Origin of the sequence: Roseovarius azorensis, assembly GCF_900109455.1 — a bacterium.
Classification (GTDB): Bacteria; Pseudomonadota; Alphaproteobacteria; order Rhodobacterales; family Rhodobacteraceae; genus Roseovarius; species Roseovarius azorensis.
Genome location: NZ_FOAG01000013.1, coordinates 50,751 through 76,178, shown reverse-complemented (window position 1 = coordinate 76,178; position 25,428 = coordinate 50,751). Strand labels below are relative to the sequence as shown.

The following is a 25,428-nucleotide window of genomic DNA, read 5'->3' as shown; positions in this document are numbered from 1 at the left end:
AAGCGTGGCCCGGTCAGGATCGGGGGGAGCGCAGCAGGTCGTGGAATTCGTGCAGAATCCGCGCATAGACCGCGCGTTTGAAGGGCACGATATGTGCGACGAGTTCATCTGGCGGCAACCAGCGCCATTCCGAAAATTCCGGGTGATCCGTGGCGATATCGACATCGGCATCTGATCCCAGAAACCGCATCAGAACCCATTTCTGCTCTTGTCCCTTGTAGCGACCTTTCCAGATCCGGGGCACGATGTCATCTGGCAGATCATAGGTGATCCAGTCATCGGTTTCTCGCTCGATCCGCACCTTGTCGGGCGTGACGCCGGTTTCCTCCCAAAGCTCGCGCAGGGCGGCCTGACGCGGGGTTTCTCCGGGGTCGATGCCGCCCTGCGGCATCTGCCAGGCTGGCGCGTCATTGTCGATCCTCTGACCGACAAAAACATGGCCATCGGTATTTGCCAGCATGACGCCCACGCAGCGGCGATAGGGAAGTCTGGCGATTTCTTCCGGGGTCATGGCGTGCCTCTTTGCTTGTTCGGCGGCACAGTGCGGCGATGGGAGGGGGGCGTCAAGCCTTGCGCGCGCAGTTTGACTTTTCAGTCGATTGCCACATCATCACGCCATTGAGTCAACCGATTGGAGTGCAAGAAAATGGTGGGGAAACCTGTACTTTACGGCTTTGACGGCTCGACCTATGTGCGCACGGTGCGCATGGTGCTGGCCGACAAGGGGATCGAATACGATCAGGTGCCGGTCAATGTGCTGGCAGGAGAGCCACGACAGCCCGAACACCTGAAGCGCCATCCGTTCGGCAAGGTGCCGGTGCTGGATATCGACGGGATACGCATACGGGAGACGGATGCGATCTGTCGCTATCTGGAGGACATCGCGCCCAAGCCGCCGCTCGTCCCCGACGATGCCAGGGCGCGCGCGCGGATGAACGAGGCGATTGGCCTGATCGACAGCTATGGCTATGGCGCGCTGGTGGGTGTGGCGGGCTATCACCTGTTCCCGGATTTCATCGGTGGTCAGAACGAGGCTGCGCGTGAACGGGCGATTACCGACTCGCAGACCTTGCTGACGCTGCTGATGGAGAACAGGAACGGGGCCGGGTGGCTGGCGGGCGACAAGGCGACGCTGGCCGATTATTTTCTCGGGCCGATCATGTTCTATGTGGCGCTGACGCCGGATGCGGATGCGGTGATGAGCGTCGACGGGGTGAAGGACTGGTGGGAGGCGATGCAGGCGCACGCGACATTTGCCGTCACAGCGCCTGATCTGGGGTGATCTCGGGGTGGCGCCCTGCGCGGTCCTGTATTCCCTAGCGTCAGACTTTGTGCGCGCCCACCATCCCCATGATTTCATAGGTTTGCCGCAGAATAGGTGTGGCAAGGGCGCGGGCACGATTGGCCCCATCGACAAGGATGCGGTCGATCTCGGTCACATCCTGCATGAGGCGTGCCATTTCGGTCGAAATGGGGGCCAGCTTTTCGACCGCCAGATCGGCAAGCATTGGCTTGAATTCGGAAAACGGCTTGCCGCCCGCATCGCGCATGACCTGATCCACGCTCAGATCGGCGAGTGCGGCGTAGATATTGACCAGATTGCGCGCCTCGGGGCGGTTTGCCAGACCCTGCACATCGGAGGGTAGCGGCTCGGGGTCGGTCTTGGCCTTGCGGATTTTCCGGGCGATGGTGTCGGCATCGTCGGTCAGATTGATGCGGCTCATGTCGGAGGGATCGGATTTCGACATCTTGCTGCTGCCGTCGCGCAGGCTCATGACCCGTGTGGCCGCACCCTCGATCACCGGTTCCGGGATTGGGAAGAACTCGACGCCGTAATCGTGGTTGAATTTCATGGCGATATCGCGGGTGAGTTCGAGATGCTGTTTCTGGTCCTCGCCCACCGGCACATGGGTGGCGTGATAGGTCAGGATGTCGGCGGCCATCAGCGCCGGATAGGCAAACAGCCCCAGCGAGGCGTTCTGGGCATTCTTGCCGGCCTTGTCCTTGAACTGCGTCATGCGCTGCATCCAGCCCATCCGCGTCACGCAGTTGAATACCCAGGCCATTTGCGTATGTTCGGCCACCTGGCTTTGATTGAAAAGGATCGAGCGCGCCGGATCGAGCCCGGAAGCGATAAAGCCCGCAGCCAGTTCCCGTGTCGCATGGCGCAGGTTCGCCGGATCCTGCCAGACGGTGATCGCATGCAGATCGACCATGCAATAGAGTGTCTGCAGCCCCTCGTTCTGGGCCTCGGCAAAGCGTTTGAGGGCGCCAAGGTAATTGCCGAGATGCAGGTTGCCCGAGGGCTGGATTCCCGAAAACACGCGCGGGGTAAAGGCCGCCTCGGTCATGTGTAAACTCCGTGGTGGATTTCCGTGTCCGCCTCGCTTACCCATGCACCAAAGCCCCGTCAAGGAGAGCCGCCATGGATGGCCGCGAAAGCCTGAGTCCCCTCAACCCGGTGCCACCCTTTGCGGTGGCGCTCTTTCTGGTGATCCTCGGGGTCGAGGTGATGTTCACGCTGGGTGCGAGGGGGCTTGCCGGTGGCCCCGATGCCGTGGGCTGGCGCAGCGCGGCGATACAGGATTACGGTTTCAACAGTGCGATCATGGCCTGGATGATCGAGAACCGCGCCTGGCCCGTCGAGCATCTTCGCCGCTTTGTCAGCTATGCCTTCGTGCATGGGAGTTTCACCCACGCGCTCTTTGCCGGGGCGCTGCTTCTGGCCATGGGCAAGTTCCTGTCCGCCGTGTTCCGTCATTGGGCGGTTCTGGCGCTGTTTCTCATCAGCACGGTCGCCGGGGCCGTGGTTTACGGTCTGGTGATCGAAGGACAGCCCTGGCTCATCGGGGCGTTTCCGGGTGTTTATGGGCTGATTGGCGGTTTCACCTATGTCATGTGGCTGCGCCTTGGGCAGTTGGGGACCAATCAGGCGCGGGCTTTTACCCTCATTGGCGTTCTGATGGGGTTGCAACTGGTCTTTGGTCTGTTCTTTGGCGGCAATGGCACCTGGGTCGCCGATGTGGCAGGCTTTGCCGCCGGGTTTCTGGCGTCTTTCGTGCTCAGCCCGGGCGGATTTGCCAAGCTGCGCGCGCGCATCCGGCATGACTAGCGGCGCATCCGGGCGCGGATTTCCTGAATGCGGAATGCGCCAAGACTCTGGCCAAAGGCGCCATAGGCCAACGTGCCTGCCGCGACGAGCAGCAGCAACGCCAGCCAGCGCCAGCCGCCCATGGCGAAAAGCGGGACGAGCAGCACGCCGGTGCCCCAGAGCGCCGCGCCCATCAACGCCGAGGCGAGGCAAATCCGCCAGAGGCGGCGGTGGAACTGCGCGTCGAACCGCGCCACCTCGCCGAATTGCCGCGCGCCAAATGCCAGTTGCGCTACCATCACCCAGCCTGCAACGGTTGTGGCGATGGCCGCGGCGATCCAGCCCAGCACATAGGCCAGCCCCACCGCCAGCACCGCGTTGATCACCATCGCCACCACCGCATAGCGGAACGGGCTGCGGGTGTCCTCGCGGGCGAAATAGAGCGGTTGCAGAATTTTCTGCAACACGAAGGCGGGCAGGCCCAGGCTGTAGATCGCCACCGCAAGGGCGGTTGAGGCGCTGTCGTCGGCGCTGAATGCGCCGCGCTGAAACAGGACCGAAACCAGCGGCAGGGGGGTCACCATGAGGGCGACGGCGCAGGGCAGGGTGAGCGCCAGCGCAACCTCGCCCGCGCGCGACAGGGCATGGCGTGCGCCGGTGTCGTCGTGTGCCTTGAGCCGACGGGAGAGATCGGGCAGCAGCACGATGCCCACGGCGATGCCCACGACCCCCAGCGGTAACTGGTAGAGACGGTCGGCGGAATAGAGCCAGCTCACGGCTTTTTCGGTATTGGAAGCAACGAGTTGGCCGACCACGAGGTTTATCTGCACCACCCCGCCAGCCAGCGCTGCGGGGATGGCGATGCGCACGAGTTGCGCCATCTCGGGGGTCCAGCGGGGGCGGGTCAGATTGAGGTGCATGCCGGCGCGTCGGGTGGCGTGCCAGACGAGGGCGAGTTGGGCGAGACCGGCGAGGGGGATGGTCCAGACGAGGGCCTGGGCGACGGCGCCGCCGGTGAGGGCGGCAACAGTCATCGTGGAGATCAAAAAAACGTTTAGAATCACAGGTGCAGCGGCGGCGGCGGCAAAGCGGCCGGCGGCATTGAGCATACCGGAAAAGAGCGCGGCCAGCGAAATGAAGAAGATGTAGGGAAACACGATCCGCCCGAAATCGACGGTGATATCGAAGCGTTCATCGCCCGAAAACCCCGCCGCCGTGGCCCAGACGAGGGCGGGCATGAAGACCATGGAAAGCCCCGTAAGAACCAATAAAACAAGGCTCAAACCAGAAAATGCGCGGGAAGCGAAACCGATCGGATCCTCGTCCGCCTCAAGCCGTTTGGAGAACATCGGCACGAAGGCCGCGTTGAACGCGCCCTCGGCGAAGAAACGGCGGAACATGTTGGGCAGGCGGAAGGCCGCGACAAAGGCGTCCATGACCGCGCCAGGGCCTATATAGTTGGCGATCAGCACGTCACGCACAAAACCTAGTAGTCGGCTGAGCAGGGTCCAGCCGCCGACGGTCAGGATGCCGGTGAGGAGGCGGATGGGTTTCATGCGGGGCCTTTCGCCGGGGAATCTGACCCCGAGGATTAGCGGATCAGCGGGGCGGGGGGAAGGGCGCACCCGTACGGTTCTGAAGGAGAAGCGTACGGAATGCGTCCCGGTGCGCGCGGCGGGTTAACTGGATGGCAAGGGGGGCGGGGCAGGGTGCGCCCATCACCTTTGTCCGGAGAGCACATGAAAGAAATCGACCTGACCCCGATCCCCGAGATCAACTGTGAGAAGTTTCGCGCCCGGCTGCGGGACTGTCTTGAAGATGTGTGGATGACGGGGCGGCACATACTGATCGTCCGGCACGGGAAACCGCTGGCAGGGGTGGTGACGGTGTCAGAGACGCGGGCGCTGTGGAACGTGAAGCATAACCGGGCGACCTATTCGGAATGGAAGGCGATGCGCAGTCTGGACGAGGAGCGCGAGTTGCGGATGGCGCTGATGCGCGAGGTCGAGGCGAAGCGGCGCGCGGAATTTGAGAGGTGGAGGGCGAGGAGGAGGAGGTGAGGGGGGAAGGGGTGATCTGCAATGGTGAAGGGATCAGGCGGATTCGCCGTGAACTGACACTTGGGTGATCTTGAGATTGGGTTTTCCTTTGCGCTGGTGCAAGGCGCTAGGAGGTCGTTGTGACGGATGCTGCGCAAACCACAAACGTCCGGTACTGGTTGATGTTCTTTTCCGACGGCATTGCCCGAGCAAAGAAACGACAGAACGGGGTCTCAACATCCGATTAACCAACTCTTGCTAGAACCTATTTCGCACACCTGTCGGAGGTTCCATGCAACACAGTTTCGCGGATTTTCTCAGGCATGGCGGAAACGGTCAGTATGTTATTGCGCGTCGGAAGGCCAAGTCATCGGCCGCCGTTTTGCGATTTCGATCAAGTCGACCTTTCCAAACTATGCCGCCTTGCGCAGCCATTTCACGGATCGCTTCGACGAGGTCATCGTCGAAAACACCCGAATGTTGCTGAATGCGCTGACACCACCGGATACCGTGCCGGTCGTGACGGAGGCCGACCTGCGGGATGTCACAGACGCCAAGGACGAAGCACTTAATCAGTGGGACGTGCGGCTCGAAAACATTTTCAAAGAATATCAGGCGCATCCGCAACGTTTGCGCCCGCTCCGAACGGCCATGGAAGAACGCCTGCTGCGGACTTTTGCCGGCTTGATCAACCAGATTCGGCAGGAGGATCTCGGCATCGGACAGTACATCTGGCGGTCGAAGGACGATGCCAAGGTGCGCGGCATTCATCAGGAATACGATGACCGCGTGTTCCGATGGGACGGTCCGCCGGAGGGCGGACACCCTGGCCAGGCGCATAATTGCCGGTGCTACGCGGAACCAATCTTATCCGGATCACAGAGTGATGTGGTTCCTGCGCAGCTTGAGCCAACAGCCGACGACGGCTTTCCGCTACAGGATCTTTTCGAACACGAGGCTAGAGGAGGGCATACGATTGCCCTACATGTTGGAAAAAGCGAAGCATTCTTGCGGAGAGCGGTGACACTCCAACAACGCCGGGGACTGATTCTTAGCGTCTTTCGGAAACGCCATGGTTCCTTCTCCTCGCTCGAATCCGCGCAAAAGCTGACGAACGCAAACCTTGCAGGCAACGCAGTCATCGTGAATGCTGTCGCGACCGGGCAAAGGCCAGAAGCGTTCGTAACGAGCTCTTTCACCTCCTTGACGGGCACCGAAGCGTTTCGAACTGGTCCAAGAGCATCCGCACCGATTGTGGTCCGGACGGCCACTGGCGTTGGCACGCTCATCCGGCATGCGCCGGACATGCCGAGCGGCTTTATAATCATCACTTCGTATCCGAGGAATGACTAACGTGACACCGCCAAGATCTTTCGAAGCTTTCAGTTCGCAGTTCCATGCTGATCTGGACATCACCAATCCGGACCTTCAGTCCTTCAAGCGTCTCTATGAAGGATTCCGAACGTGGCAAGGGGACGATGCTGTTATGGAACTTGCTGCATACTTCGAGCAGCTACGCGGCGACGACCAGATAGATTTGGAAGCGGTATGGTTCAACTCAAAGGCCGACTTTCTCTTTTCCGGTCAGGATGTTCGACGGCTGTTCGAGGATTTCGAGAATTGGGCCGCATCATTGCGCTAGGCAAGGCCAAGCGCAATTCTGCCCGTATGCAGCCATTGGCGCAGGTGCAGCGAAAGCTCACTTGGTCCCGCTTTTCCGCCATCAGCTTTCCGAAGTTGCTGTGCGATGTGCGCATGGCCGGTCTGGTGATGGCGGGCCGACGCGCTGGTTCCTTCCGCCACAGTCCGGACCGGCCCGAAGGCGATACTCCTGTGCCCTCCGCGCGCGGCTTGTTCTGGGTGTCAGGAGATAAGATGGGAGATCCCCGCTTGCGCGGGGATGACGCTGTGGACGGGGAGGGGGCGGCCGCCGCGCCCGGCTCAGGTGGTGGCGCGCTCTACGCCTTCTTCTATCGCGGTGCGGAGTTTGCGTTCCAGCGCGGCGCGTTTGCTCTCGGAGTGGAATTTCAGCCCGAACATGTCCTTGACATAGAACGTATCGACCACCTGTTCGCCGAAGGTGGCGATGACAGCGCTGGCGATATAGACGTTGGAGGCCGCCAGCGTGCGGGTGAGGTCATATAGCAGGCCGGGGCGGTCGCGGGTATCGACCTCGATGATCGTGTAGATTTCCGAGCCGTCGTTATCGAAGGTGATATGCGTGGGCACGCGAAAGGCGCGTTCTCGTTTTTTCAGCTTGTCGCGGGATTTGATCGCCTCGCGGGGGACGATCTCGCCTTGCAGGGTCTTGTGGATCATCTTGCGCAGGCGCGGCAGGCGGTCGGACTCAAAGGGATGGCCCTCGGCGTCCTGGATCCAGAACACCGCCGTCGCAAAGCCGTCCTTGGACGTATAGGTGCGGGCGTCCACGACATTGGCCCCCACCAGCGCCAGCGCACCGGCAAGGCGCGAGAAGATGCCGGGGTGATCGGCCAGCGCAAAACAGGCGCGGGTGGCGTCGCGGTCCTCGTCGATGGCCAGATCAATAGCGATCTCGTCCTCGTGCAGGTCGCGCAGCAGTCGGGCAAAGACCACATGGGCGGTGACATGCAGCCCCTGCCAGTAGGGCGGGTAGTGGCGGGCGGTCTCGTGCTTGAGGTCGCGCGCGTCCCAGTCCGGCAGCGCCTCGCGCAGGTTGCGCTTGGCGTCCGCGCCGCGCTGTTCGCGGTTGAGCGCCTCGAGCCCGCCCTCCATCGCGCGGCGGGTCTGGCGGTAGAGGGCGCGCAAAAGCGACGCCTTCCAGTTGTTCCAGGTGCCGGGGCCGACGCCGCGGATATCGCAGACGGTGAGCAGGAGCAGGAGATCGAGCCGCTCGCGGGTCTGCACCGCCTTGGCGAAATCGCGCACCGTGCGCGGATCGGCGATGTCGCGTTTCTGGGCGGTATCGGACATCAAGAGGTGATAGCGCACCAGCCATTCGACGGTATCGACCTCGCGCGGTTTCAGCCCGAGGCGGGGACCGACGCGGCGGGCGATGCGGGCGCCGAGGATGGCGTGATCCTCCTCTCGCCCCTTGCCGATGTCGTGCAGCAGGAGCGCCACGTAGAGCACGCGGCGGTTGATGCCCTCCTTTAGGATCGAGGAGGAGACGGGAAGTTCCTCGATCAGTTCGCGGCGTTCGATCTTGGCCAGGTGCGAGATGCATTGGATGATGTGTTCGTCCACCGTGTAGTGGTGATACATGTTGAACTGCATCATCGCGATGATCGGTCCGAACTCCGGCAGGAATGCCGAGAGCACGCCCAGTTCGTTCATCCGCCGCAGCGCGCGTTCGGGGTTGCCGTGTTTGAGGAGCAGGTCGAGAAAGAGTTTCTGCGCGCGCGGATCGTTGCGCATCGCGTCGTCGATCAGGTGCAGGTTGGCGGTGACCAGCAGCATCGCGTCGGGGTGGATCAGAAGGCCGGTGCGCAGCGCCTCCTCGAAGAGCCGCAGCAGGTTGAGCGGGTCGGAGAGGAATGTCTTGTGGTCGGCGATGGCCAGGCGGCCATGCACCTCGGCATAGCCGTCCTTGAGTTTCTTGCGCCGCCGGAGCAGGCGTTGCAGAAGCGGCTCGGATTTGAGCTGCGAGGCCTCCAGTTTGGTCAGGAAGATCCGGGTCAGGTCGCCGACGGCGGTGGCGTGGCGGAAATAGTCCTGCATGAATATCTCGACCCCCCGCCGCCCGGCGCGGTCGGCGTAGCCCATGCGTTCGGCCACCGCGACCTGCATGTCGAAGGTCAGCTGGTCGTTGGGCCGGGCGCTGATCAGGTGCAGGTGGCAGCGCACCGCCCAGAGGAAATTCTCGGCTTTGGCGAAGGTGGCGAATTCGTCGCGCGTGAACATGCCAAGGGCCACCAGTTCGCTCACATCCTTGACCCGGTGCTGGTATTTGGCGATCCAGAACAGCGATTGCAGGTCGCGCAGACCGCCCTTGCCCTCCTTGACGTTGGGTTCGACCATGTAGCGCTCGCCCTGTTTCTCGTGGCGGGCGTCACGTTCTTCCAGCTTGGCCTCGGTGAAGGCGCGTTCCGAGCCCTTGAAAAGATCGTCGCGCAGGCGCTGGTTGAGCTTGTCGGCCAGCGTCGCCTCGCCCGCCAGAAAGCGGTTTTCCAGAAGGGCCGTGCGGATGGTGAAATCCGCGGCCCCGAGCCGCAGGCAGTCGCGGATGGTGCGGCTGGCGTGTCCCACCTTGAGTCGCAGATCCCACAGGATGTAGAGCATCGACTCGATCACGCTCTCGGCCCAGGGGGTGATCTTGTAGGGCGTCAGGAACAGCAGGTCGACATCCGAAAAGGGGGCCATTTCGCCGCGTCCGTAGCCGCCCACGGCAAAGACCGCGATGCGTTCGGCCTCGGTCGGGTTGGGCAGGGGGTGCATGGCCTGCGTGGCCAGGTCGAGCACGGCCAGAATCACGCAGTCGGTCAGCCATGAGTAGGCGCGGGTGGTGGCGCGCGCCTCGAATGGCCGGGCGGTGAAGGCCTCGGCGATGGCCGTGCGGCCGCGTCTGATCTCGTCCGACAGGATGGCCACCGCCGAACGCCGGAGCGCGCCCATGTCGCCCGCGGCATCCGCCCTGGCCCGGGACAGCGCCCGCGCGACGCCGTCGCGGTCGAAAATCGTTTCTGCCGGGCAGATCAGGTCGTCCCGGCGGGTGAGGGTCTGGGTCATGTCAGCGGACTTGCATCCCGGTCAGAAGCCCGCACCGCGAAAGCTCTGCGGGGCGGGAGACAGGATCGTGACCCGTTTGTCGAGGATCGTCGCCACCGCGAGGCCGCGTTCGTTGGTGCCGTCGGGGCGCAGGCGAAAGACGCCGTTCACCCCCTGGAATCCCGCTGGTTGGGTGAGTGCATTGCGCCCAAAGGGTTCGCGGTCGCCGGTTCTCAGAAGCGCGCCGATGGCGGCGATCCCGTCATAGGCGAGCCCCGCTATCGGATGCGGCGCATTGCCGTGGGCGGCCTGAAAGCGGCCCGCGAATTGCGCGGTGCGACCGGGATCGGGCAGCGCGAACCAGCCGCCCTGAACGCCGGGCAGATCGAGCGTCTGCGGCGGCGTATCCCAGCGCGACAGGCCGATATATTGTATCCGGTCCGGGCCAAGCCCGTTTTCCGGCAGCATCTGGGAAAAGAGCGGCAGCGCGCCGGCGGTGTTGGCGGTCAGGAATATGGCGTCGGCGGCGTTGGCATCGGCGGTGGATTTGATGGTGGGCACGGCGTTGAGTACGCCCTCCTGCGAGAATTCGTAGGCCACGCTGCCCGCGAGGGTGGCGCCGCGGTCGCGCACCGCCTGTTCGATGGCGGCGCGGCCAAGCCTGCCTGCGAGGTTGTCGGAATAGACCGCCATGATCCGCGACTTGCCCTGGCTCGTGGCAAAGCCCGCGAGCCGGCTGGCTGTGTTCTCGAAGGTCTGGCCGAGAATGAAGAGATTGCCGCCCGCGATGGTCGGATTGTTGGAAAAGGCCAGCACGTTGATGTTCCGGCCTGCGACTGCCACGGCGGCGGCATTGGCCGATTCCGCATGCAATGGCCCCAGAATGATGCGCGCCCCGTCGTCCGCAGCGGCGAGTGCGGCCTGCTGGGCCTGCTGGGCCTGTCCGGCGGTGGCGTAGACGCGCAGGTCGATCTGCACCCCCGAAAGATCCGCAACCGCCAGGCGGGCCGCGTTCTCGAGATCGCGCGCCAGTATCTGCTCTTGCGCGTCCGCGGAGCCATGCGGCACAAGCAGCGCCACCGCGACGGGCCGGTCCGGGGCGGTGCCGCCACCGGTGTTGGCGATCGGTGCGGGCTGGCAGGCCGCGAGCCACAGCGCGGCAAGGACGAGAAAGAGGCGGGCGAATGGCTTGCGGATCGAATCCAGAACGGTGAACATGCGGCGGTCTCACTTCCTTTTTGCGCGGGGCCGGGGGCGGGGCGCGACTATGGACAATCATAAACGTCATATGGAGCGGGTCCAGTGGTGAATCCAGACAAGCAGAAACTGGCCGCGGGGCTGTATCTGATTGCAACGCCGATCGGCACGGCGCGCGACATCACCCTGCGCGCGCTTGATATCTTGGCGGCGGCGGATGTGCTGGTGGCCGAGGACACGCGCAGCCTGCGACGGCTGATGGAAATTCATGGCGTGGGGCTGGGCGAGCGGCCGCTGTGGTCCTATCACGAGCACAACGGCGCGCGGATGCGGCCCCGGATCATGGCGGCGCTGGGCGAGGGGAAATCGGTGGTTTATGCCTCGGAGGCGGGCACGCCGATGGTGGCCGATCCCGGATTCGACCTGGGCCGCGCGGCGGTGGCGGAGGGGTTCGCCCTGGTTTCGGCGCCGGGGCCCTCGGCGGTGATCACCGCGCTGACGCTGGCAGGGCTGCCGACCGACAGGTTCCTGTTCACGGGGTTTCTGCCCAACACGTCGGGGCGGCGCAAGGCGGTTCTGGCGGAACTGGCGACGGTGCCCGCGACGCTGGTGTTTTACGAATCGCCCAACCGGGTGGCGGCGATGCTGCGCGATGCGGTCGAGGTTCTGGGCGCGGATCGCGCGGCGGCGCTCTGTCGGGAGCTGACCAAGAAATTCGAGGAGATCCGGCGCGGGACACTGGCGGACCTGGCGGCAGGTTGTGCCACGACACCGCCGAAAGGCGAAATTGTCGTGATTATTGATCGCGGGAGTTCGTTGAAAATTAGGGAAGTTGATTTAGACGGGATGGTGAGGGTGGCGCTCAAGGGGCAATCGGTGCGCGATGCGGCCGACCGGGTGGCGGCGGCAACCGGGCTGCCGCGGCGGCAGGTCTATCAGCGCGCCCTGCATCTCGCTGCGGAGGAGCGGGCTGCAGGGCCGGAGGGGGAGTGAAGGTGAGGCGACGGGCGTGTGATTTCGGGGTTACGGCGGTGTCGGTACCGGTGCGGCCGGGGTAGTTGTTGCGGTGATGGAGCCGGAGGACGGGGGAAGATGAGACAACTGGCGTTTGATTTCGAGGCCGTGACGGTACCGCAGTTTCCGGTCCGACCGGGGCAGTTGTTGCGGCGGCAGGAGCGGGGACGGCGGGCCTGTCTGTCAGGTCAGGCTGCCGAAGAGGCGGTGATCCGTGTCTATGCGGCGCGCGGCGCAGTGCTGCTGGAACGCCGCTGGCGCGGGCGGGCGGGCGAGATCGACGCGATCCTGCGCGCGCCCGACACCTATGTGTTCTGCGAGGTCAAGAAGGCGGCGACGTTCAATCTGGCGCTGCAGCGGCTCCATCACGGGCAGATGCAGCGGATATTCACCGCCGCCTCGGAATACCTGGGGCTGACGCCCGAGGGACAACTGGCGCCGGTGCGGTTCGATCTGGCGGTCGTGAATGGCGCGGGCGCGGTGCGGATTCTGGAAAACGCATTCGGTCATTTCTGAATTGCACCTTGTCCGCCCTTGCCGCATGTAAGTGGCAGAGTGCAACAGGGGGCAGCGTATGAAAATCGCCTTTCAGATGGATCCGATCGGGCCGATCAACATCCGTGCCGACAGCACGTTCCGGCTGGCCGAGGAGGCGCAGGCGCGGGGGCATGAGATGTTTTACTACACGCCCGACCGGCTGGCCTATGACGAGGGGCGGGTGACCGCGCGCGGCTGGCCGCTGAGCGTGCAGCGGGTCGAGGGGGATCATTACCGGCTGGGGCCCGAGGAAACGGTCGATCTGGGCGCATTCGACGTGGTCTGGCTACGGCAGGATCCCCCCTTTGACATGTTCTATATCACCACGACGCATCTGCTGCAGCGGCTGAGCCCCGGCACATTGGTGGTGAACGATCCGTTCTGGGTGCGTAATTTTCCCGAAAAGCTGTTGATTCTCGACTTTCCGCAGCTCATGCCGCCCACCGCGATCGCGCGCGATCTGGGGACGATCCGGGCGTTTCGGGCGCGTCATGGCGATGTGATCCTCAAGCCGCTCTATGGCAATGGCGGCGCGGGGGTGTTCCATCTGCCTGAGTCCGATCGCAACCTTGCGAGCCTGCATGAGATGTTCACCGGGTTCAGCCGCGAGCCGCTGATCGTACAGAAATACCTGTCCGAGATCAGCCGGGGCGACAAGCGTGTGATCCTTGTGGACGGAGAGCCGGTGGGTGCGATCAACCGCGTTCCGGCGCAGGGCGAGACGCGGTCGAACATGCATGTGGGCGGGCGACCCGAAAAGGTGGCGCTGAGCGCGCGCGACCGCGAGATCTGTGCCACCATCGGGCCGCTGTTGCGGGAAAAGGGGCAGGTTTTCGTGGGCATCGACGTGATCGGCGATTACCTGACCGAGATCAACGTGACCTCGCCCACCGGCATTCAGGAGCTAGAGCGGTTCGACGGGATCAATATCGCCGCGAAGATCTGGGAGGCGATCGAGGCGCGGCGGGGATGAGCCTGCGCCGCCGGATCCTCAATCTGCAACTGCGGCTGCTGGAAAAGCCCTATCTGGCGCGGGTCGCCGATCCGGCGGAGATACGGGCGGGTTTCGAGGCGAAGGCGCGGTTCTGGTTTCATCCGCCGCGCGGGACGCGGTTTGACGAGGATCGACTTGCCGGTGTGCCGGTGCTCTGGGCGATGGCGCCGGGGGTGGCGCGCGGCACCGGGCCGGTGCTGTTGTATTCTCATGGCGGCGGTTATGTCTTTGGTTCGGCGCGGACGCATCGGGCGATGCTGGCGCGGCTGTCGGGGCTGACTGGCCTGCCTGCCTGTCTGCCCGATTACCGGCTGGCCCCGGAACATGCGTTTCCGGCGGCGGTCGAGGACGTGCTGGCGGTGCTGGCGCGGCTGGGCGATCATCCGGGCGGTGTGATTCTGGGCGGGGACAGCGCGGGCGGCGGGCTGGCGCTGGCGGTGCTGGCAGAGGTGTTGCGGCGCGGCGGGTCGCGACCGCGGGCGGCATTCGCCTTTTCGCCGCTCACCGATCTGACATTCTCGGGTGAGAGTTTCCGGAGCAATGCGCAGGCGGAGGCCATGCTGCCTGCGGCCCGCGCGCATGAAATGGCGCGGATGTATCTGCGGGGGGCCGAGCCGACCGATCCGCGCGCCTCGCCGCTGTTCGCGGATTTTCCCGGCGCGCCGCCGGTCTGGATTGCGGCGGGGGATACCGAGATCCTGCTTGATGACACCCGGCGGATGGCGGAACATCTGCGCGCGCAGGGGGTCGCTGTGACCGAGGTGATCGCGCGCGATCTGCCGCATGTCTGGCCGATGTTTCAGCGGTTGTTGCCCGAAGCGGATGCGACCCTGCGCGATCTGGCGGGGTGGATCAGGTCTCTTTGAGGCCGGCGATGCGAAAGCTGACGGCCTCGGCGACATGGGCCGCGCGCACGGCGTCGGAGCCGTCGAGATCGGCGATGGTGCGCGCCACCCGCAGAACCCGATGGTAGCCGCGCGCGGTGAGGCCGAAGCGTTCGGCGATGCGGGTGATGAGGGCGCGGCCCTCCTGATCCGGGGTGGCGATCTCGTCCAGCGCCTCGCCTTCGGCATCGGCGTTGAGGTGCATGTCGGCGCGACCCGCGAAACGTGCCGCTTGCAGGCTGCGCGCCTGCGCCACCCGGTCGGCCACCTGAGCCGAGGGATCGCCAGAGGCGGGCAGGTCGAGATCGGTGAAGGCGACGGGCGGCACCTCGACGCGCAGATCAAAGCGATCCATCAGCGGGCCGGAGATGCGGCCGATGTAATCCTCGCCGCAAAGCGGCGCGCGCGAGCAGGCGCGGGCAGGATCACTGAGATAGCCACATTTGCAGGGGTTGGCGGCGGCCACGAGCATGAAGCGGCAGGGATATTTCACATGGGCATTGGCGCGAGCGATCATCACCTCGCCGGTCTCGATCGGCTGGCGCAGGGTTTCCAGCACAGTGCGGGGAAACTCGGGGAATTCGTCCATGAAGAGCACGCCGTTATGCGCCAGGCTGATTTCGCCCGGCGCGGCGCGTCTGCCGCCGCCGACGATGGCGGCCATCGAGGCGGTGTGATGCGGTTCGCGGAAGGGGCGGGTGCGGTTGATGCCGCCCTCGCTGAGCAGTCCGGCGAGGGAATGGATCATCGAGGTTTCCAGCGCCTCGGGTGCGGTCAGGGGCGGCAGGATACCGGGCAGGCGTGCCGCCAGCATGGATTTGCCGGAGCCGGGCGTGCCCACCATCATCAGGTGGTGGCGTCCGGCGGCGGCGATTTCCAGCGCGCGTTTGGCGCGTTCCTGGCCCTTGACATCGCGCAGGTCGCGGCCGGGGGGCGGGGCCGTGACCTCGCCGGGGCTGGCGGCCGGGATGGGGGCCTGGCCGGTGTAATGGCGCACCACGTCGGCGAGTGTCGCGGCACCGATCACCTGCACCGCGCCGACCCATGCGGCCTCGGCGCCCGAGGCCCTGGGGCAGAGCAGGATGCGGCCCTCTTCGGCGGCGGCCATGGCGGCGGGCAGCGCGCCGATCACCGGCATCAGCCTGCCGTCAAGGGAGAGTTCGCCGATCGCGGTCGTGCCCTCGGCCGCGTCCCGCGGGATGATTTCCAGCGCGGCGAGCAGCGCGAGGGCGATGGGCAGGTCGAAATGGCTGCCTTCCTTGGGCAGGTCGGCGGGTGAGAGGTTGATGGTGATGCGTCTGGAGGGCAGGGCGATGGCCATGGAGGAAAGCGCGGTGCGCACCCGGTCGCGCGCTTCGGACACGGCCTTGTCCGGCAGGCCGACGAGCGAGAAGGCGGGCACGCCGGGGGTGACGGCGCATTGCACCTCGACGGGCCGGGCCTCGACCCCTTCGAAGGCCACGGTATAGGCGCGTGCGACCATGATGATGCGCTCCGGGTTGCGACAAGGTTAACGGGTAACGCGGATGTGGTTTAGGAAGGGTTAACCGTGGTTCGGGGCGGGGATTCTCCGGCCTGGCCGTATGTCAGGTCGGGGGCGCCCGTCTTGGCCATTTGAAACCCATGCCGAATTCCCTAATCTCACCAAACCTGCGGGCGAGAATCAGGGAGGGCGCGATGGGCTGGATGAAGGATGAGACGGGACTGGAGCGGTGCGCGGCGAATTTCGTGCCGCTGACGCCGCTCTCGCATCTGCGCCGGGCGGCGCGGATTTTCCCGGACCGCGAGGCGGTGGTGTATCGCGGGTTCCGCAAGACCTATGCCGAGTATCACGAGCGCTGCACGCGGCTGGCCTCGGCGCTGGTCAGGTTGGGTATCCGGCCCGGCGATGTGGTGGCCACGCTTTTGCCCAACCTGCCCGCGCATTGCGAGGCGCATTTCGGCGTGCCCGCCTGTGGTGCCGTTCTCAACACGATCAACACCCGGTTGGAGGCCGATACGATCGCCTATATCCTTGATCACGGGCAGGCGCGCGTGGTGCTGTGCGATACGCAATTCCTGCCGGTGCTGGCGCAGGCCATCGAGGTCATGGAGGGCCCCGCGCCGGGGGTGATCGAGGTGGCCGATGACGAGGCGGGCGTGCATGCGCGCAGCGAGTATATGGGCTATGAGGATTTTCTGGCCACGGGCGATGCGGATTTCGAATGGATCATGCCCGAGGATGAGTGGGAGAGCCTTGCGCTCAACTATACCTCGGGCACTACGGGGCGGCCCAAGGGGGTGGTTTACCATCATCGCGGCGCGTATCTGATGACCATGGGCACGGTCATCAGCTGGGAGTTGCCGCGCTATGCGCGGTATCTGACCATCGTGCCGCTGTTTCACTGCAACAACTGGAATCACGTCTGGCTGATGCCGATGCTGGGCGCCACGGTGGTGTGCTGCCGTGATATCACCGCGCGGGCGATCTATGATGCGATCGCCGATGAGGGGGTCACGCATTTCGGCGCGGCGCCGATCGTGCTCAATACCATCGTCAATGCGAAGGACGAGGAGCGGCGCGCGTTCGATCATGTGGTTGATGTGTTCACCGCCGGTGCGCCGCCGCCCGCCGCGACGCTGGCCGCGATCGAGCCGCTGGGGTTCAAGGTGACGCAGGTTTACGGGCTGACCGAGACCTATGGCCATGTCACCGAATGTCTCTGGCAGCATCGCTGGGACGGCCTGGGCGATGAGGAGCGTTATGCGATCAAGGCGCGCACCGGGATCCTGATGCCGATGATGGAGGACATCACCGCGATGGAACCCGAAACCATGACGCAGATCGCGATGGATGGCGCGGCGCAGGGCGAGATCATGATCCGGGGCAATTCGGTGATGAAGGGCTATCTGCGCAATCCCGAGGCCACCGAAGAGGCGTTTGCGGGCGGCTATTTCCATTCGGGCGATATCGCCGTTCAGCATCCCGACGGCTATCTGCAGATCGCTGACCGGGCCAAGGACATCATCATTTCGGGGGGCGAGAACATTTCCTCGGTCGAGGTGGAGGGGGTGCTGATGCGTCATCCGGCGGTGCTGCTGTGTGCGGTGGTGGCGAAGCCGGACGAGAAATGGGGCGAGGTGCCCTGCGCCTTTGTCGAGTTGAAGGACGGGGCGGCGGTCACGGAGGCGGATCTGATCGCCTTTGCCCGCGAACGGCTGGCGGGGTTCAAGACGCCGAAAGCGGTGGTGTTCCGGGATCTGCCCAAGACATCGACCGGCAAGATCCAGAAATACGAGTTGCGCCAGGTTGCGCGTGGTCTCTGACGCGGGGCCAAGGCCGATTGCCCGTATCCGGCGTGACGTGCTAGTCTGAGGTCAAAGAGGCAGGGCAGCCCTTCACAGATGAAACAGACGGCACTCAGCAAATACCAGCGGCTTGAGGCGGCGGGCCTGTGGCGGCCTGATCCGGAGGCGCAGCGCGTCGATGTGATCGTGTCGGTGGGCGAGGCGACGCTGACCATCACCGATACGCGCGAGCGGGTGCTGGCGCATTGGTCGCTGGCGGCGATCGCGCGGGCCAATCCGGGGCAGCGGCCTGCGGTCTATCATCCCGACGGGGATCCCGGCGAGACGCTGGAACTGGGAACGGACGAGGCCGAGATGATCGCGGCCATCGAAAAGCTGCGCGGCGCGATTGCGCGGCAGCGACCGCGACCGGGGCGGCTGAGGCTGGCGGGGGTGCTGGCGAGCCTGTCGGCGGTGGTCGCGCTGGGCGTTTTCTGGCTGCCCTGGGCGGCGCGAGAGCATGCGCTGGTGGTTGTGCCCGCAGTCAAGCGGGTGGAGATCGGGCAGGAGCTCTCGAAGCATCTGCAGAGTGCCACCGGACCCGCCTGCCGCGGTCCGGGCGGCACGGCGGCGCTGGCGGCGCTGGCGCGGCGGTTGCCGCCTCAGGCCGGCGCGCTGCGCCTGATGGTGGTGCGTGACGGTGTGCCGGGGGCGGTGCGCCTGCCCGGCGGCACGGTTCTCATTCGCGCCGATCTGGTGGAGTATCACGAAGAGCCGGATGTGGTGGCCGGTCATGTAATCGCCGCGCATCTGCGCGCCGAGGCGCGTGATCCGCTGGGGTGGCTTCTGGCCGAGGGCGGGCTTGGGGCCACTCTGCGGTTGCTGACCACCGGCGCGGTAAGCGAGGAGGTGCTGCGCGCCCATGCCGAGCGGCTGCTGACCGAGTCGCCCGATCCGGTGGCGGTCGAGGTGATGCTGGAGGGTTTCCGGCGCTGGCAGGTGCGGGCGCGGCCCTATGCCTATGCGCTGGACATCACCGGCGAGACGACGCTGCCGCTGATCGAGGCCGATCCCTTTGCCCATGGCGATCCGCCGCCGCCGATCCTGAGCGATGGCGACTGGCTGCGGTTGCAGGCGATCTGCAGCGGGTAACGGGCAGCTATCGTTGCGATCGCGCGGTGCCTTCGGCGCTGTTCGCGCGGGTGGCAGACTTTGAAATTCACTCCGGCCCGCCAGCCCCTTTCCCCCGCCCGGACCAGATCAGGCGCGCACCTCGTAGGGTGTTTTGAACCAGTGTTCCTCAAGGTTGTCGCCCGGCCCGATCCGGTCCACCACGGCGAAGAGGCCGGGAGCCTCGAGCGGGGTCAGCACGCCGTGCCATGTGCCGCGCAGGAGGTTCACCGCCTGCCCCGGCGCGGTCAGAAAGGCGCGCGGCCTGCCGGGGGCGCCGCCTGCGTCCGGGGCCACGATGATCAGGAAGGAGGTGAGGCTCATCGGGATGAATGCCTGTGATCCCTCGGGGTGGCGTTCCACCAACTCGAGCCGGTAGGGCAGGGTGCGGGGCGCGGCCTGAAACAGGCTGAGGCCCGCCCGTCCGGCTCCGAAATCCAGCCGCGCGCGGTTGTGGTAACGCCCGCAGAGCCCCTGATTGATCAGCCTATCAGGCGCGCCCTGCGTGTCGAGCACATCGCCGAAGGCGGCAAACGCCTCTGGCGTGAGCGGCGTGGCGGTGATTGCGGTCATGCCAGCATGTCCCTCAGCCGCCAGAGCGCGATGCGTTCGACCTGATGGCAGGCCTGGGCGAATTCCGCCGCGCGGTCATTGTCCAGCCGCCGGGCAAAGGTGGCCTTGATTCCCGCCTTGTCGTGATCGCGCACCGCGATGATGAAGGGAAACCCGTGGCGCGCGATATAGGCGGTGTTGAGTGCGGCGAATTCGGCGCGCTCGGCATCGGTGAGCGCATCGAGTCCGGCGCTGGCCTGTTCGGCGGTGCTCTCGACCGTCAGCCGGCCTGCGGCGGCCAGTTTCCCCGCCAGATCGGGATGCGCCAGCAGAACGGCGAGGCGTTCGTCCTCGGTGCCGACGCGAAAGGCGCGGCAGAGCGCGTTGTGCAGCCCCGTGGCGCTGTCATGGGCGGGGCCGAGTTCGAGGGCATGGGCGCGTTCGGCCACCCATGGCGAATGTTCGAACACGCCGCCGAATCGCGCGACAAAGCTGTCGCGATCCATCTGCGAGGGGCGTTCGCGGGGGATGGGCGGATGGGTGGCGGCCCAGTGCCGCGCGATGTCGATGCGGCGCGCGACCCAGACATCGGGATGCGCCGCCACATGTTCCAGAAACCGCCGCAGCGCCAGGATACGCCCCGGGCGCCCCGCGAGGCGGCAATGCAGTCCGACCGACAGCATTTTCGGCGCACCCGCCTGACCCTCGGCATAAAGCGCGTCGAAGCTGTCGCGCAGATAGGCAAGGAACTGATCGCCCGCGTTGAACCCCTGAGGCGTGGCAAAGCGCATGTCGTTGCAATCGAGCGTATAGGGCACGATCAACTGATCGCGGCCGTGGGCGTGGCGCCAGTAGGGCAGATCGTCGGCGTAGCTGTCTGCGACGTAGTCAAAGCCGCCTTCCTCGGTCACCAGGTCCACGGTGTTGACGCTGCATCGCCCGGTATACCAGCCGCGCGGGCGGGTGCCGGTCACCTCGGTATGCAGGCGAATCGCCTCTTGCAGATGGGCGCGTTCCTCGGCGTGGGTGAAATCGCGGTAATCGATCCATTTCAGGCCGTGACTGGCGATTTCCCAGTCCGACTGCTGCATCGCCGCCACCTGTTCGGGGCTGCGCGCCAGCGCCGTCGCCACGCCGTAGACCGTAACCGGCATGGCGAATTCGGCAAACAGCCGGTGCAGCCGCCAGAACCCGGCGCGCGCGCCGTATTCGTAGATCGATTCCATGTTCCAGTGGCGCTCGCCGGGCCAGGCGGTGGCGCCCACTATTTCGCTCAGGAACGCCTCTGACCCCGCATCGCCGTGCAGGATACAGTTTTCGCCGCCCTCTTCGTAATTGACCACGAACTGCACTGCGATCCGTGCCCCGTCCGGCCAGAGCGGATCGGGGGGGCGGGGACCGTGCCCGCGCAGGTCGCGGATGTAGCGTTGCACTGTGCTGTCTCCTATGATCGTGTCCTTGAAGTTGTTTACACCACTGACGTGCGGGCGATCTTCTGCTATTTCCTGAAAGAGTTACAGGGTTTTGCGGCTTGGGTGGCGGGACGGGTCCGGTCAGACTGGACGCGCAGCGAAGCGAAGGGGCTAGGATGGCGGGATATCTGACAACCCATGTTCTGGATACCGCGCGCGGTCAGCCCGCCGCCGGTCTGAGGATCGACCTTTACGCCATTGCAGGCGAGACGCGCAGGCATATGGCGCGCGTCGTGACCAATGCCGACGGGCGCAGCGATGCGCCGATCCTGCCCGAGGGCGATTTCAGGCCGGGTGTCTATGAGCTGGTGTTTCACGCGGGGGACTATCTGCGCGCGCATGGAGCGCTGGCCGAGCCGCCGTTTCTGGACCTGATTCCGATCCGGTTCGGCGTGGCGGAGGCGCGGCATTATCATGTGCCGCTGCTGTTGTCGCCCTATGGCTATTCGACCTATCGCGGCAGTTGATCCCGGTGCCGGATCGCTGCCCTGGGGGCTGCGGTCACGCCGAACCTTGCCGATCCCGCGGCCTGCGGCCTGTGGTCTCTTGCCGGGGAGGTGTGGACGGCCTATGCATCGGGGCATGAAACGCCTCGTCTGTGTTACCCTTGCCGTCTGTCTGGCCTTGCCCGCGCCGCGCGCCGAGGCGCATCCGCATGTCTTTGTCGATGTGGCGCTCAGCTTCGAGGGGGACGGGCAGGGAAACCTGACGGGTGTCGAGGTGACCTGGGCCTACGACGATTTCTTCTCATTGCTCATTCTCACTGACATGGGGCTTGATCCCGACGGTGACGGGGTGCTGACCCAGGCGGAGCTGGATCAGCTGAAGGGGTTTGATCTGGTCGAGTGGCCGGAGGGATTCGAGGGTGATCTCTATATCCATTATGGCGAGACCAAGATTGCGCTGGACCATCCCGTGCCGACCGACATCGCGCTGGAGAATGGCCGGATCGTTGCCACGCATGTCCGCAGCTTTGGTCCGGTACCCGGCGACGGGCTGCGCGTCGATGCCTATGATCCGACCTATTACGTGGCCCATAGTCTGAAAGGACCGATCAGGCTGCCCGATGGCTGTGTTTACACCATCAGGGAACCCGATCCAGACGCCGCGCAGGAAGAGTTCCGAGAGATGCTGAGCGAGCTTGGCGCCGAGGTGGAGTATACCGGCGCCGATGTTGGCAACATCTTTTCCGAGAGTATGACGATCTCATGCGCCGCCCCGTCCTGAGCCTTGCCGCGCTGGCGCTGGCGGGGCTGGCGGTCTGGCTCTGGGGGTTCGGCGGGGCCGGTCAGGTCGCGGTCTGGGCAAAGGCTGGGCAGGCCGAGACGCAGCAGGCGATGGCGCGCCTGTTGCGGGCGCTCAGGGCGGGCGATCCGGGGGCGCTGGCGGGGCTGATGGGACTGTGCTTTGCCTATGGGTTTTTCCACGCGGCGGGGCCGGGGCACGGCAAGATCCTGATCGGCGGCTATGGTGTGGCGGCGCGGGTGAGCGCGCTGCGCCTGTCGGTGCTGGCGCTGGTCTCGAGCCTGGCGCAGGCGGCCGCCGCCGTTCTGCTGGTCTATGCGGGGGTATTCCTGTTCGATCTGACGCGGCAGCGCATGGTCGGGCTGGCGGACGATATCATGGCCCCTGCCAGCTATGGGGCGATCGCGCTGGTGGGGCTGTGGCTGGCGCTGCGCGGGGTGCGCCGGTTGCGCGCCCGCGCCGCTGCGCAGCAGCACCACGGCCATGACGGTGCCTGCGCCACCTGCGGTCACCGCCACGGCCCGACGCCTTCGGAGGCCGAGGCGGTCACCGGCTGGCGCGATGCCGCGATGCTGATCGGCGCGGTGGCGATCCGGCCCTGCACCGGGGCGCTGTTCCTGTTGATCCTGACCTGGCGCATGGGGCTGGACATGGCCGGGATCCTCGGGGCCTTTGCCATGGGGCTGGGCACGGCGAGCGTCACGCTGGCGGTGGCGCTGGCCTCGGTCACGCTGCGCGAGGGTGCTCTGGCGCGGCTGGCGGCGGGGCAGGACGGGGCGGGGCTGGTGCGCACGCTGCCGCTGCTGGAGATCGGTGCGGGTGTGATCATCGCGGCACTGTCGCTGCAACTGATGCAGGGCGCGCTCTGACGGCTCTTGCGCGGGCATGCGACCGGGGCTAACGGCTCTGACATGCAACACCGCCAGACATATCGTCAGCACATGCGTGCGGTGCTGGGCCTTGGCCTGCCGCTGATCGGCAGCCATGTGGCGCAGTTTTCCATCCATCTGACCGATGCGCTGATGCTGGGTTGGTACTCGGTCGAGGCGCTGGCCGCCGAGGTGCTGGGCGGCACGCTGTTTTTCGTGCTGTTCATCATGGGATCGGGATTTGCCTGGGCGGTGATGCCGATGGTGGCCTCGGCAGAGGCCTCGGGCGAGGGCGCGCAGGTGCGGCGGATCACGCGCATGGGGCTGTGGGCCTCGATCATCTTCGGGATTGTGACGCTGCCGGTGATGATCGGGTCCGAGGCGGTGTTCGGCCTGCTGGGGCAGGAGCCGGGAACCGCGGCGCTGGCCGCCGAATACCTGCGCATCGCGGGCTGGGGCATCCTGCCCGCGCTGATGGTTATGGTGCTCAAATCCTATCTTGCCGCGCTGGAACGGACTGCCGTGGTGCTCTGGGTCACGCTGGCGGCGGTGGGGCTGAATGTGATCGTCAACTACCTGCTGATTTTTGGCAATCTCGGGTTCCCTGAACTGGGAGTGCGGGGGGCGGCGATGGCCTCGCTTGCGGTCAACCTTGTCTCGCTGGCGGCATTGGCCGCCTATGTGCAGCGTTCCGCGCCCGAGCACGCGCTGTTCCGGCGTCTGTGGCGCCCGGACTGGGAGGCGCTGGGTCGGGTGTTTCGCCTCGGCTGGCCGATCGGTCTGACCAGTCTGGCCGAGGTGGGCCTCTTTGCCGCCGCCTCGGTGATGATGGGATGGCTGGGCACATTGCCGCTGGCGGCGCATGGTATCGCGCTGCAGATCACATCGGTGGTGTTCATGGTGCATCTGGGCCTGTCGAACGTGGCGACGGTGCGTGCGGGGCAGGCATACGGGCGCGGCGACGGTGCGGCGCTGCGTGAAGGCGCGCGGGTGGTACTGGGGCTGTCGGCGCTGGTGGCGCTGGCCACGATGGCGGTGCTGCTGATCTGGCCCGATCCGCTGGTCGGTCTGTTCCTGTCGCCGGACGACCCGGAGCGCGCGGCGGTGATTGCCGTGGGGCGGCAGTTGCTGGCGGCGGCGGCGCTGTTTCAGCTGGTCGATGCGGCGCAGGTACAGGCGCTGGGCCTGTTGCGAGGGGTGCAGGATACGCGGGCGCCGATGGTCATAGCCGCACTCAGCTATTGGGCCGTCGGGGTGCCGGTGAGCTATCTGCTGGGGTTCCGGCTGGGTTATGGCGGTCCCGGTATCTGGATCGGGCTTGCGGTCGGGCTGGCGCTGGCGGGGGTGTTCATGCTGGTGCGGTTCTGGGGGTGGTCGGCGCGCGGCGTCAGCTTTCCAGCCAGATCGTGACAGGGCCGTCATTGGTGAGGCTGACCTGCATTTCGGCGCCAAAGCGGCCGGTCTGGACGGGAATGCCCTGTGCCGCGACCTGCCGGGCGAAGTGATCGAACAGGCGGCGGCCTTCGTCGGGGGCGGCGGCGCCGGAAAAGCCGGGGCGGTTGCCGCGCGAGGTGTCGGCGGCCAGGGTGAACTGGCTGATCACAAGAGCGCTGCCGCCGGTGTCGGTGATCGCGCGGTTCATCCGGCCCGCGTCATCCCTGAAGATGCGCAACCGCGCGATTTTGGCCGCGAGGCGGTCTGCCTCGGCCTCGGTGTCGCCCTGCATGGCGCAGGCGAGGATCAGCAGGCCCGCGCCGCATTCGCCAATGATCTGTCCGTCGACGGTGACCGAGGCGTGGGAGACACGTTGCAGCAGGGCGAGCATGGAAGACCTCGGGCGAATTTGATGCGGGTCAAGGAAGTCTCTTGCCTTGTTAGGATAGTGTTGGCGCATCTTCAATGTGAAGGAGGATCAAAGGATGGTTGAAAAGTCTCATACAGCCGGATTCTGGCCCCAGCTTTACGAACCGTTCCGCACGTTTGGCACGCGGGTGGCGGATTGGCTGGCGCCGGCCTCGGACGCCTCTTCGGACGAGGCGGCCTATCGGATCACGATGGAACTGCCGGGTGTCGAGGAAAAGGATATCGACGTTGGTGTGCAGGACGGTGTGGTGACGGTCAAGGGCGAGAAATCGGCCGAACGCGAAGAAAAGGGCGAGACCTGGTTCTTCAGCGAGCGTCAGTATGGATCGTTCAGCCGGTCGTTCCGGTTGCCGGCTGATGCCGATGGCGACAAGATCGAGGCACATCTCAAGGATGGTGTGCTGAGCGTGGTGATCCCCAGGCGCGACACGACCGCCCCGGCGGGGCGCAAGGTGGATATCAAGCGGGGGTAATCCGGCCGGTCCGTCGGCTATTCTCGGCACGCCTCTGGCGTGACGGGCGGGCGCATTTGCAACGCCTCAACTCAT

Annotated in this window: 25 protein-coding genes; 16 read left to right on the top strand and 9 right to left on the bottom strand. The window is 65.5% G+C overall.

What is annotated here, in order from left to right:
- Window positions 1-13 precede the first annotated feature (13 nt).
- Window positions 14-511, bottom strand: coding sequence for an RNA pyrophosphohydrolase (locus tag BSG08_RS16345; protein WP_093038921.1), 498 nt, complete (start codon window positions 509-511; stop codon window positions 14-16).
- Window positions 512-646: 135 nt separating this feature from the next.
- Here BSG08_RS16345 and BSG08_RS16340 point away from each other — a divergent pair, with 135 nt between their 5' ends.
- Window positions 647-1,282, top strand: a complete 636-nt coding sequence (locus BSG08_RS16340) for a glutathione S-transferase family protein (RefSeq protein WP_093038920.1) — start codon at window positions 647-649, stop codon at window positions 1,280-1,282.
- A 40-nt stretch (window positions 1,283-1,322) separates the two neighbouring features.
- On the opposite strand, the gene trpS is transcribed toward BSG08_RS16340, so the two are convergent.
- On the bottom strand, window positions 1,323-2,351 hold the full coding sequence (gene trpS, locus BSG08_RS16335; RefSeq protein ID WP_093038919.1) for a tryptophan--tRNA ligase: 1,029 nt from the start codon (window positions 2,349-2,351) through the stop codon (window positions 1,323-1,325).
- A gap of 74 nt (window positions 2,352-2,425) precedes the next feature.
- Between trpS and BSG08_RS16330 the strand changes: the two genes are divergently transcribed.
- A complete protein-coding gene (locus tag BSG08_RS16330; protein WP_093038918.1) occupies window positions 2,426-3,112 on the top strand; it encodes a rhomboid family intramembrane serine protease in 687 nt (228 codons plus the stop codon).
- Here BSG08_RS16330 and murJ read toward each other — a convergent pair.
- The gene (gene murJ / locus BSG08_RS16325; protein WP_093038917.1) at window positions 3,109-4,647 is read right to left on the bottom strand and encodes a murein biosynthesis integral membrane protein MurJ; all 1,539 of its coding nucleotides are present in this window, start codon (window positions 4,645-4,647) and stop codon (window positions 3,109-3,111) included. The genes BSG08_RS16330 and murJ overlap by 4 nt on opposite strands.
- Before the next feature lie 183 nt (window positions 4,648-4,830).
- On the opposite strand from murJ, the gene BSG08_RS16320 reads away from it, so the two are divergent.
- The 3 genes from BSG08_RS16320 (at window position 4,831) to BSG08_RS16310 (ending at window position 6,772) form a co-directional block, all read left to right on the top strand.
- Complete coding sequence (locus BSG08_RS16320) at window positions 4,831-5,151, top strand: hypothetical protein (protein ID WP_093038916.1); 321 nt, start codon at window positions 4,831-4,833, stop codon at window positions 5,149-5,151.
- Between the two features lie 234 nt (window positions 5,152-5,385).
- Window positions 5,386-6,483, top strand: coding sequence for a phage minor head protein (locus BSG08_RS16315; RefSeq protein ID WP_175544812.1), 1,098 nt, complete (start codon window positions 5,386-5,388; stop codon window positions 6,481-6,483).
- A 1-nt stretch (window position 6,484) separates the two neighbouring features.
- Window positions 6,485-6,772 carry a hypothetical protein gene (locus tag BSG08_RS16310; protein WP_093038914.1) on the top strand — a complete coding sequence of 96 codons (288 nt, stop codon included), beginning with the start codon at window positions 6,485-6,487 and terminating at the stop codon, window positions 6,770-6,772.
- A gap of 299 nt (window positions 6,773-7,071) precedes the next feature.
- On the opposite strand, the gene BSG08_RS16305 is transcribed toward BSG08_RS16310, so the two are convergent.
- Window positions 7,072-9,837, bottom strand: a complete 2,766-nt coding sequence (locus BSG08_RS16305; RefSeq protein WP_093038913.1) for a [protein-PII] uridylyltransferase — start codon at window positions 9,835-9,837, stop codon at window positions 7,072-7,074.
- Window positions 9,838-9,858: 21 nt separating this feature from the next.
- Window positions 9,859-11,034 (bottom strand): penicillin-binding protein activator, encoded by a 1,176-nt coding sequence (locus BSG08_RS16300; RefSeq protein ID WP_093038912.1) that lies wholly within the window; start codon window positions 11,032-11,034, stop codon window positions 9,859-9,861.
- 84 nt (window positions 11,035-11,118) lie between these two features.
- Between BSG08_RS16300 and rsmI the strand changes: the two genes are divergently transcribed.
- The 4 genes from rsmI (at window position 11,119) to BSG08_RS16280 (ending at window position 14,424) form a co-directional block, all read left to right on the top strand.
- Window positions 11,119-12,006: a 16S rRNA (cytidine(1402)-2'-O)-methyltransferase gene (rsmI, locus tag BSG08_RS16295; protein ID WP_093038911.1), complete on the top strand. Its 888-nt coding sequence runs from the start codon at window positions 11,119-11,121 to the stop codon at window positions 12,004-12,006.
- A gap of 99 nt (window positions 12,007-12,105) precedes the next feature.
- Window positions 12,106-12,543: a YraN family protein gene (locus tag BSG08_RS16290; protein WP_093038910.1), complete on the top strand. Its 438-nt coding sequence runs from the start codon at window positions 12,106-12,108 to the stop codon at window positions 12,541-12,543.
- 58 nt (window positions 12,544-12,601) lie between these two features.
- Complete coding sequence (gshB, locus tag BSG08_RS16285) at window positions 12,602-13,537, top strand: glutathione synthase (RefSeq protein ID WP_093038909.1); 936 nt, start codon at window positions 12,602-12,604, stop codon at window positions 13,535-13,537.
- Window positions 13,534-14,424 (top strand): alpha/beta hydrolase, encoded by an 891-nt coding sequence (locus BSG08_RS16280; RefSeq protein ID WP_093038908.1) that lies wholly within the window; start codon window positions 13,534-13,536, stop codon window positions 14,422-14,424. Before gshB ends, BSG08_RS16280 begins: the two co-directional genes overlap by 4 nt.
- On the opposite strand, the gene BSG08_RS16275 is transcribed toward BSG08_RS16280, so the two are convergent.
- Window positions 14,411-15,925 (bottom strand): YifB family Mg chelatase-like AAA ATPase, encoded by a 1,515-nt coding sequence (locus BSG08_RS16275; protein ID WP_093038907.1) that lies wholly within the window; start codon window positions 15,923-15,925, stop codon window positions 14,411-14,413. The genes BSG08_RS16280 and BSG08_RS16275 overlap by 14 nt on opposite strands.
- Window positions 15,926-16,119: 194 nt before the next feature.
- On the opposite strand from BSG08_RS16275, the gene BSG08_RS16270 reads away from it, so the two are divergent.
- On the top strand, window positions 16,120-17,748 hold the full coding sequence (locus BSG08_RS16270) for an AMP-binding protein (RefSeq protein WP_093038906.1): 1,629 nt from the start codon (window positions 16,120-16,122) through the stop codon (window positions 17,746-17,748).
- Window positions 17,749-17,826: 78 nt separating this feature from the next.
- The gene (locus BSG08_RS16265; protein WP_093038905.1) at window positions 17,827-18,861 is read left to right on the top strand and encodes a hypothetical protein; all 1,035 of its coding nucleotides are present in this window, start codon (window positions 17,827-17,829) and stop codon (window positions 18,859-18,861) included.
- Between the two features lie 108 nt (window positions 18,862-18,969).
- Here the strand turns inward: BSG08_RS16265 and BSG08_RS16260 are convergent, their stop codons facing one another.
- The gene (locus BSG08_RS16260) at window positions 18,970-19,452 is read right to left on the bottom strand and encodes an ureidoglycolate lyase (RefSeq protein WP_093038904.1); all 483 of its coding nucleotides are present in this window, start codon (window positions 19,450-19,452) and stop codon (window positions 18,970-18,972) included.
- Window positions 19,449-20,864 (bottom strand): allantoinase PuuE, encoded by a 1,416-nt coding sequence (puuE, locus tag BSG08_RS16255; RefSeq protein ID WP_093038903.1) that lies wholly within the window; start codon window positions 20,862-20,864, stop codon window positions 19,449-19,451. The genes BSG08_RS16260 and puuE overlap by 4 nt, the downstream gene beginning before the upstream one ends.
- A gap of 155 nt (window positions 20,865-21,019) precedes the next feature.
- Between puuE and uraH the strand changes: the two genes are divergently transcribed.
- The 4 genes from uraH to BSG08_RS16235 all read left to right on the top strand — a co-directional run bounded on the left by uraH (window position 21,020) and on the right by BSG08_RS16235 (window position 24,427).
- Window positions 21,020-21,370: a hydroxyisourate hydrolase gene (gene uraH / locus BSG08_RS16250; protein ID WP_093038902.1), complete on the top strand. Its 351-nt coding sequence runs from the start codon at window positions 21,020-21,022 to the stop codon at window positions 21,368-21,370.
- Between the two features lie 115 nt (window positions 21,371-21,485).
- A complete protein-coding gene (locus tag BSG08_RS16245) occupies window positions 21,486-22,130 on the top strand; it encodes a DUF1007 family protein (protein ID WP_093038935.1) in 645 nt (214 codons plus the stop codon).
- A complete protein-coding gene (locus tag BSG08_RS16240; protein WP_093038901.1) occupies window positions 22,112-23,017 on the top strand; it encodes a nickel/cobalt transporter in 906 nt (301 codons plus the stop codon). The genes BSG08_RS16245 and BSG08_RS16240 overlap by 19 nt, the downstream gene beginning before the upstream one ends.
- Window positions 23,018-23,059: 42 nt before the next feature.
- A complete protein-coding gene (locus tag BSG08_RS16235) occupies window positions 23,060-24,427 on the top strand; it encodes an MATE family efflux transporter (RefSeq protein WP_093038900.1) in 1,368 nt (455 codons plus the stop codon).
- Here the strand turns inward: BSG08_RS16235 and dtd are convergent.
- Window positions 24,405-24,842, bottom strand: a complete 438-nt coding sequence (gene dtd, locus BSG08_RS16230; protein ID WP_093038899.1) for a D-aminoacyl-tRNA deacylase — start codon at window positions 24,840-24,842, stop codon at window positions 24,405-24,407. The two genes, BSG08_RS16235 and dtd, sit on opposite strands and share 23 nt — an antisense overlap.
- 94 nt (window positions 24,843-24,936) lie before the next feature.
- Here dtd and BSG08_RS16225 point away from each other — a divergent pair, with 94 nt between their 5' ends.
- On the top strand, window positions 24,937-25,353 hold the full coding sequence (locus tag BSG08_RS16225) for an Hsp20/alpha crystallin family protein (RefSeq protein WP_093038898.1): 417 nt from the start codon (window positions 24,937-24,939) through the stop codon (window positions 25,351-25,353).
- Window positions 25,354-25,428 lie beyond the last annotated feature (75 nt).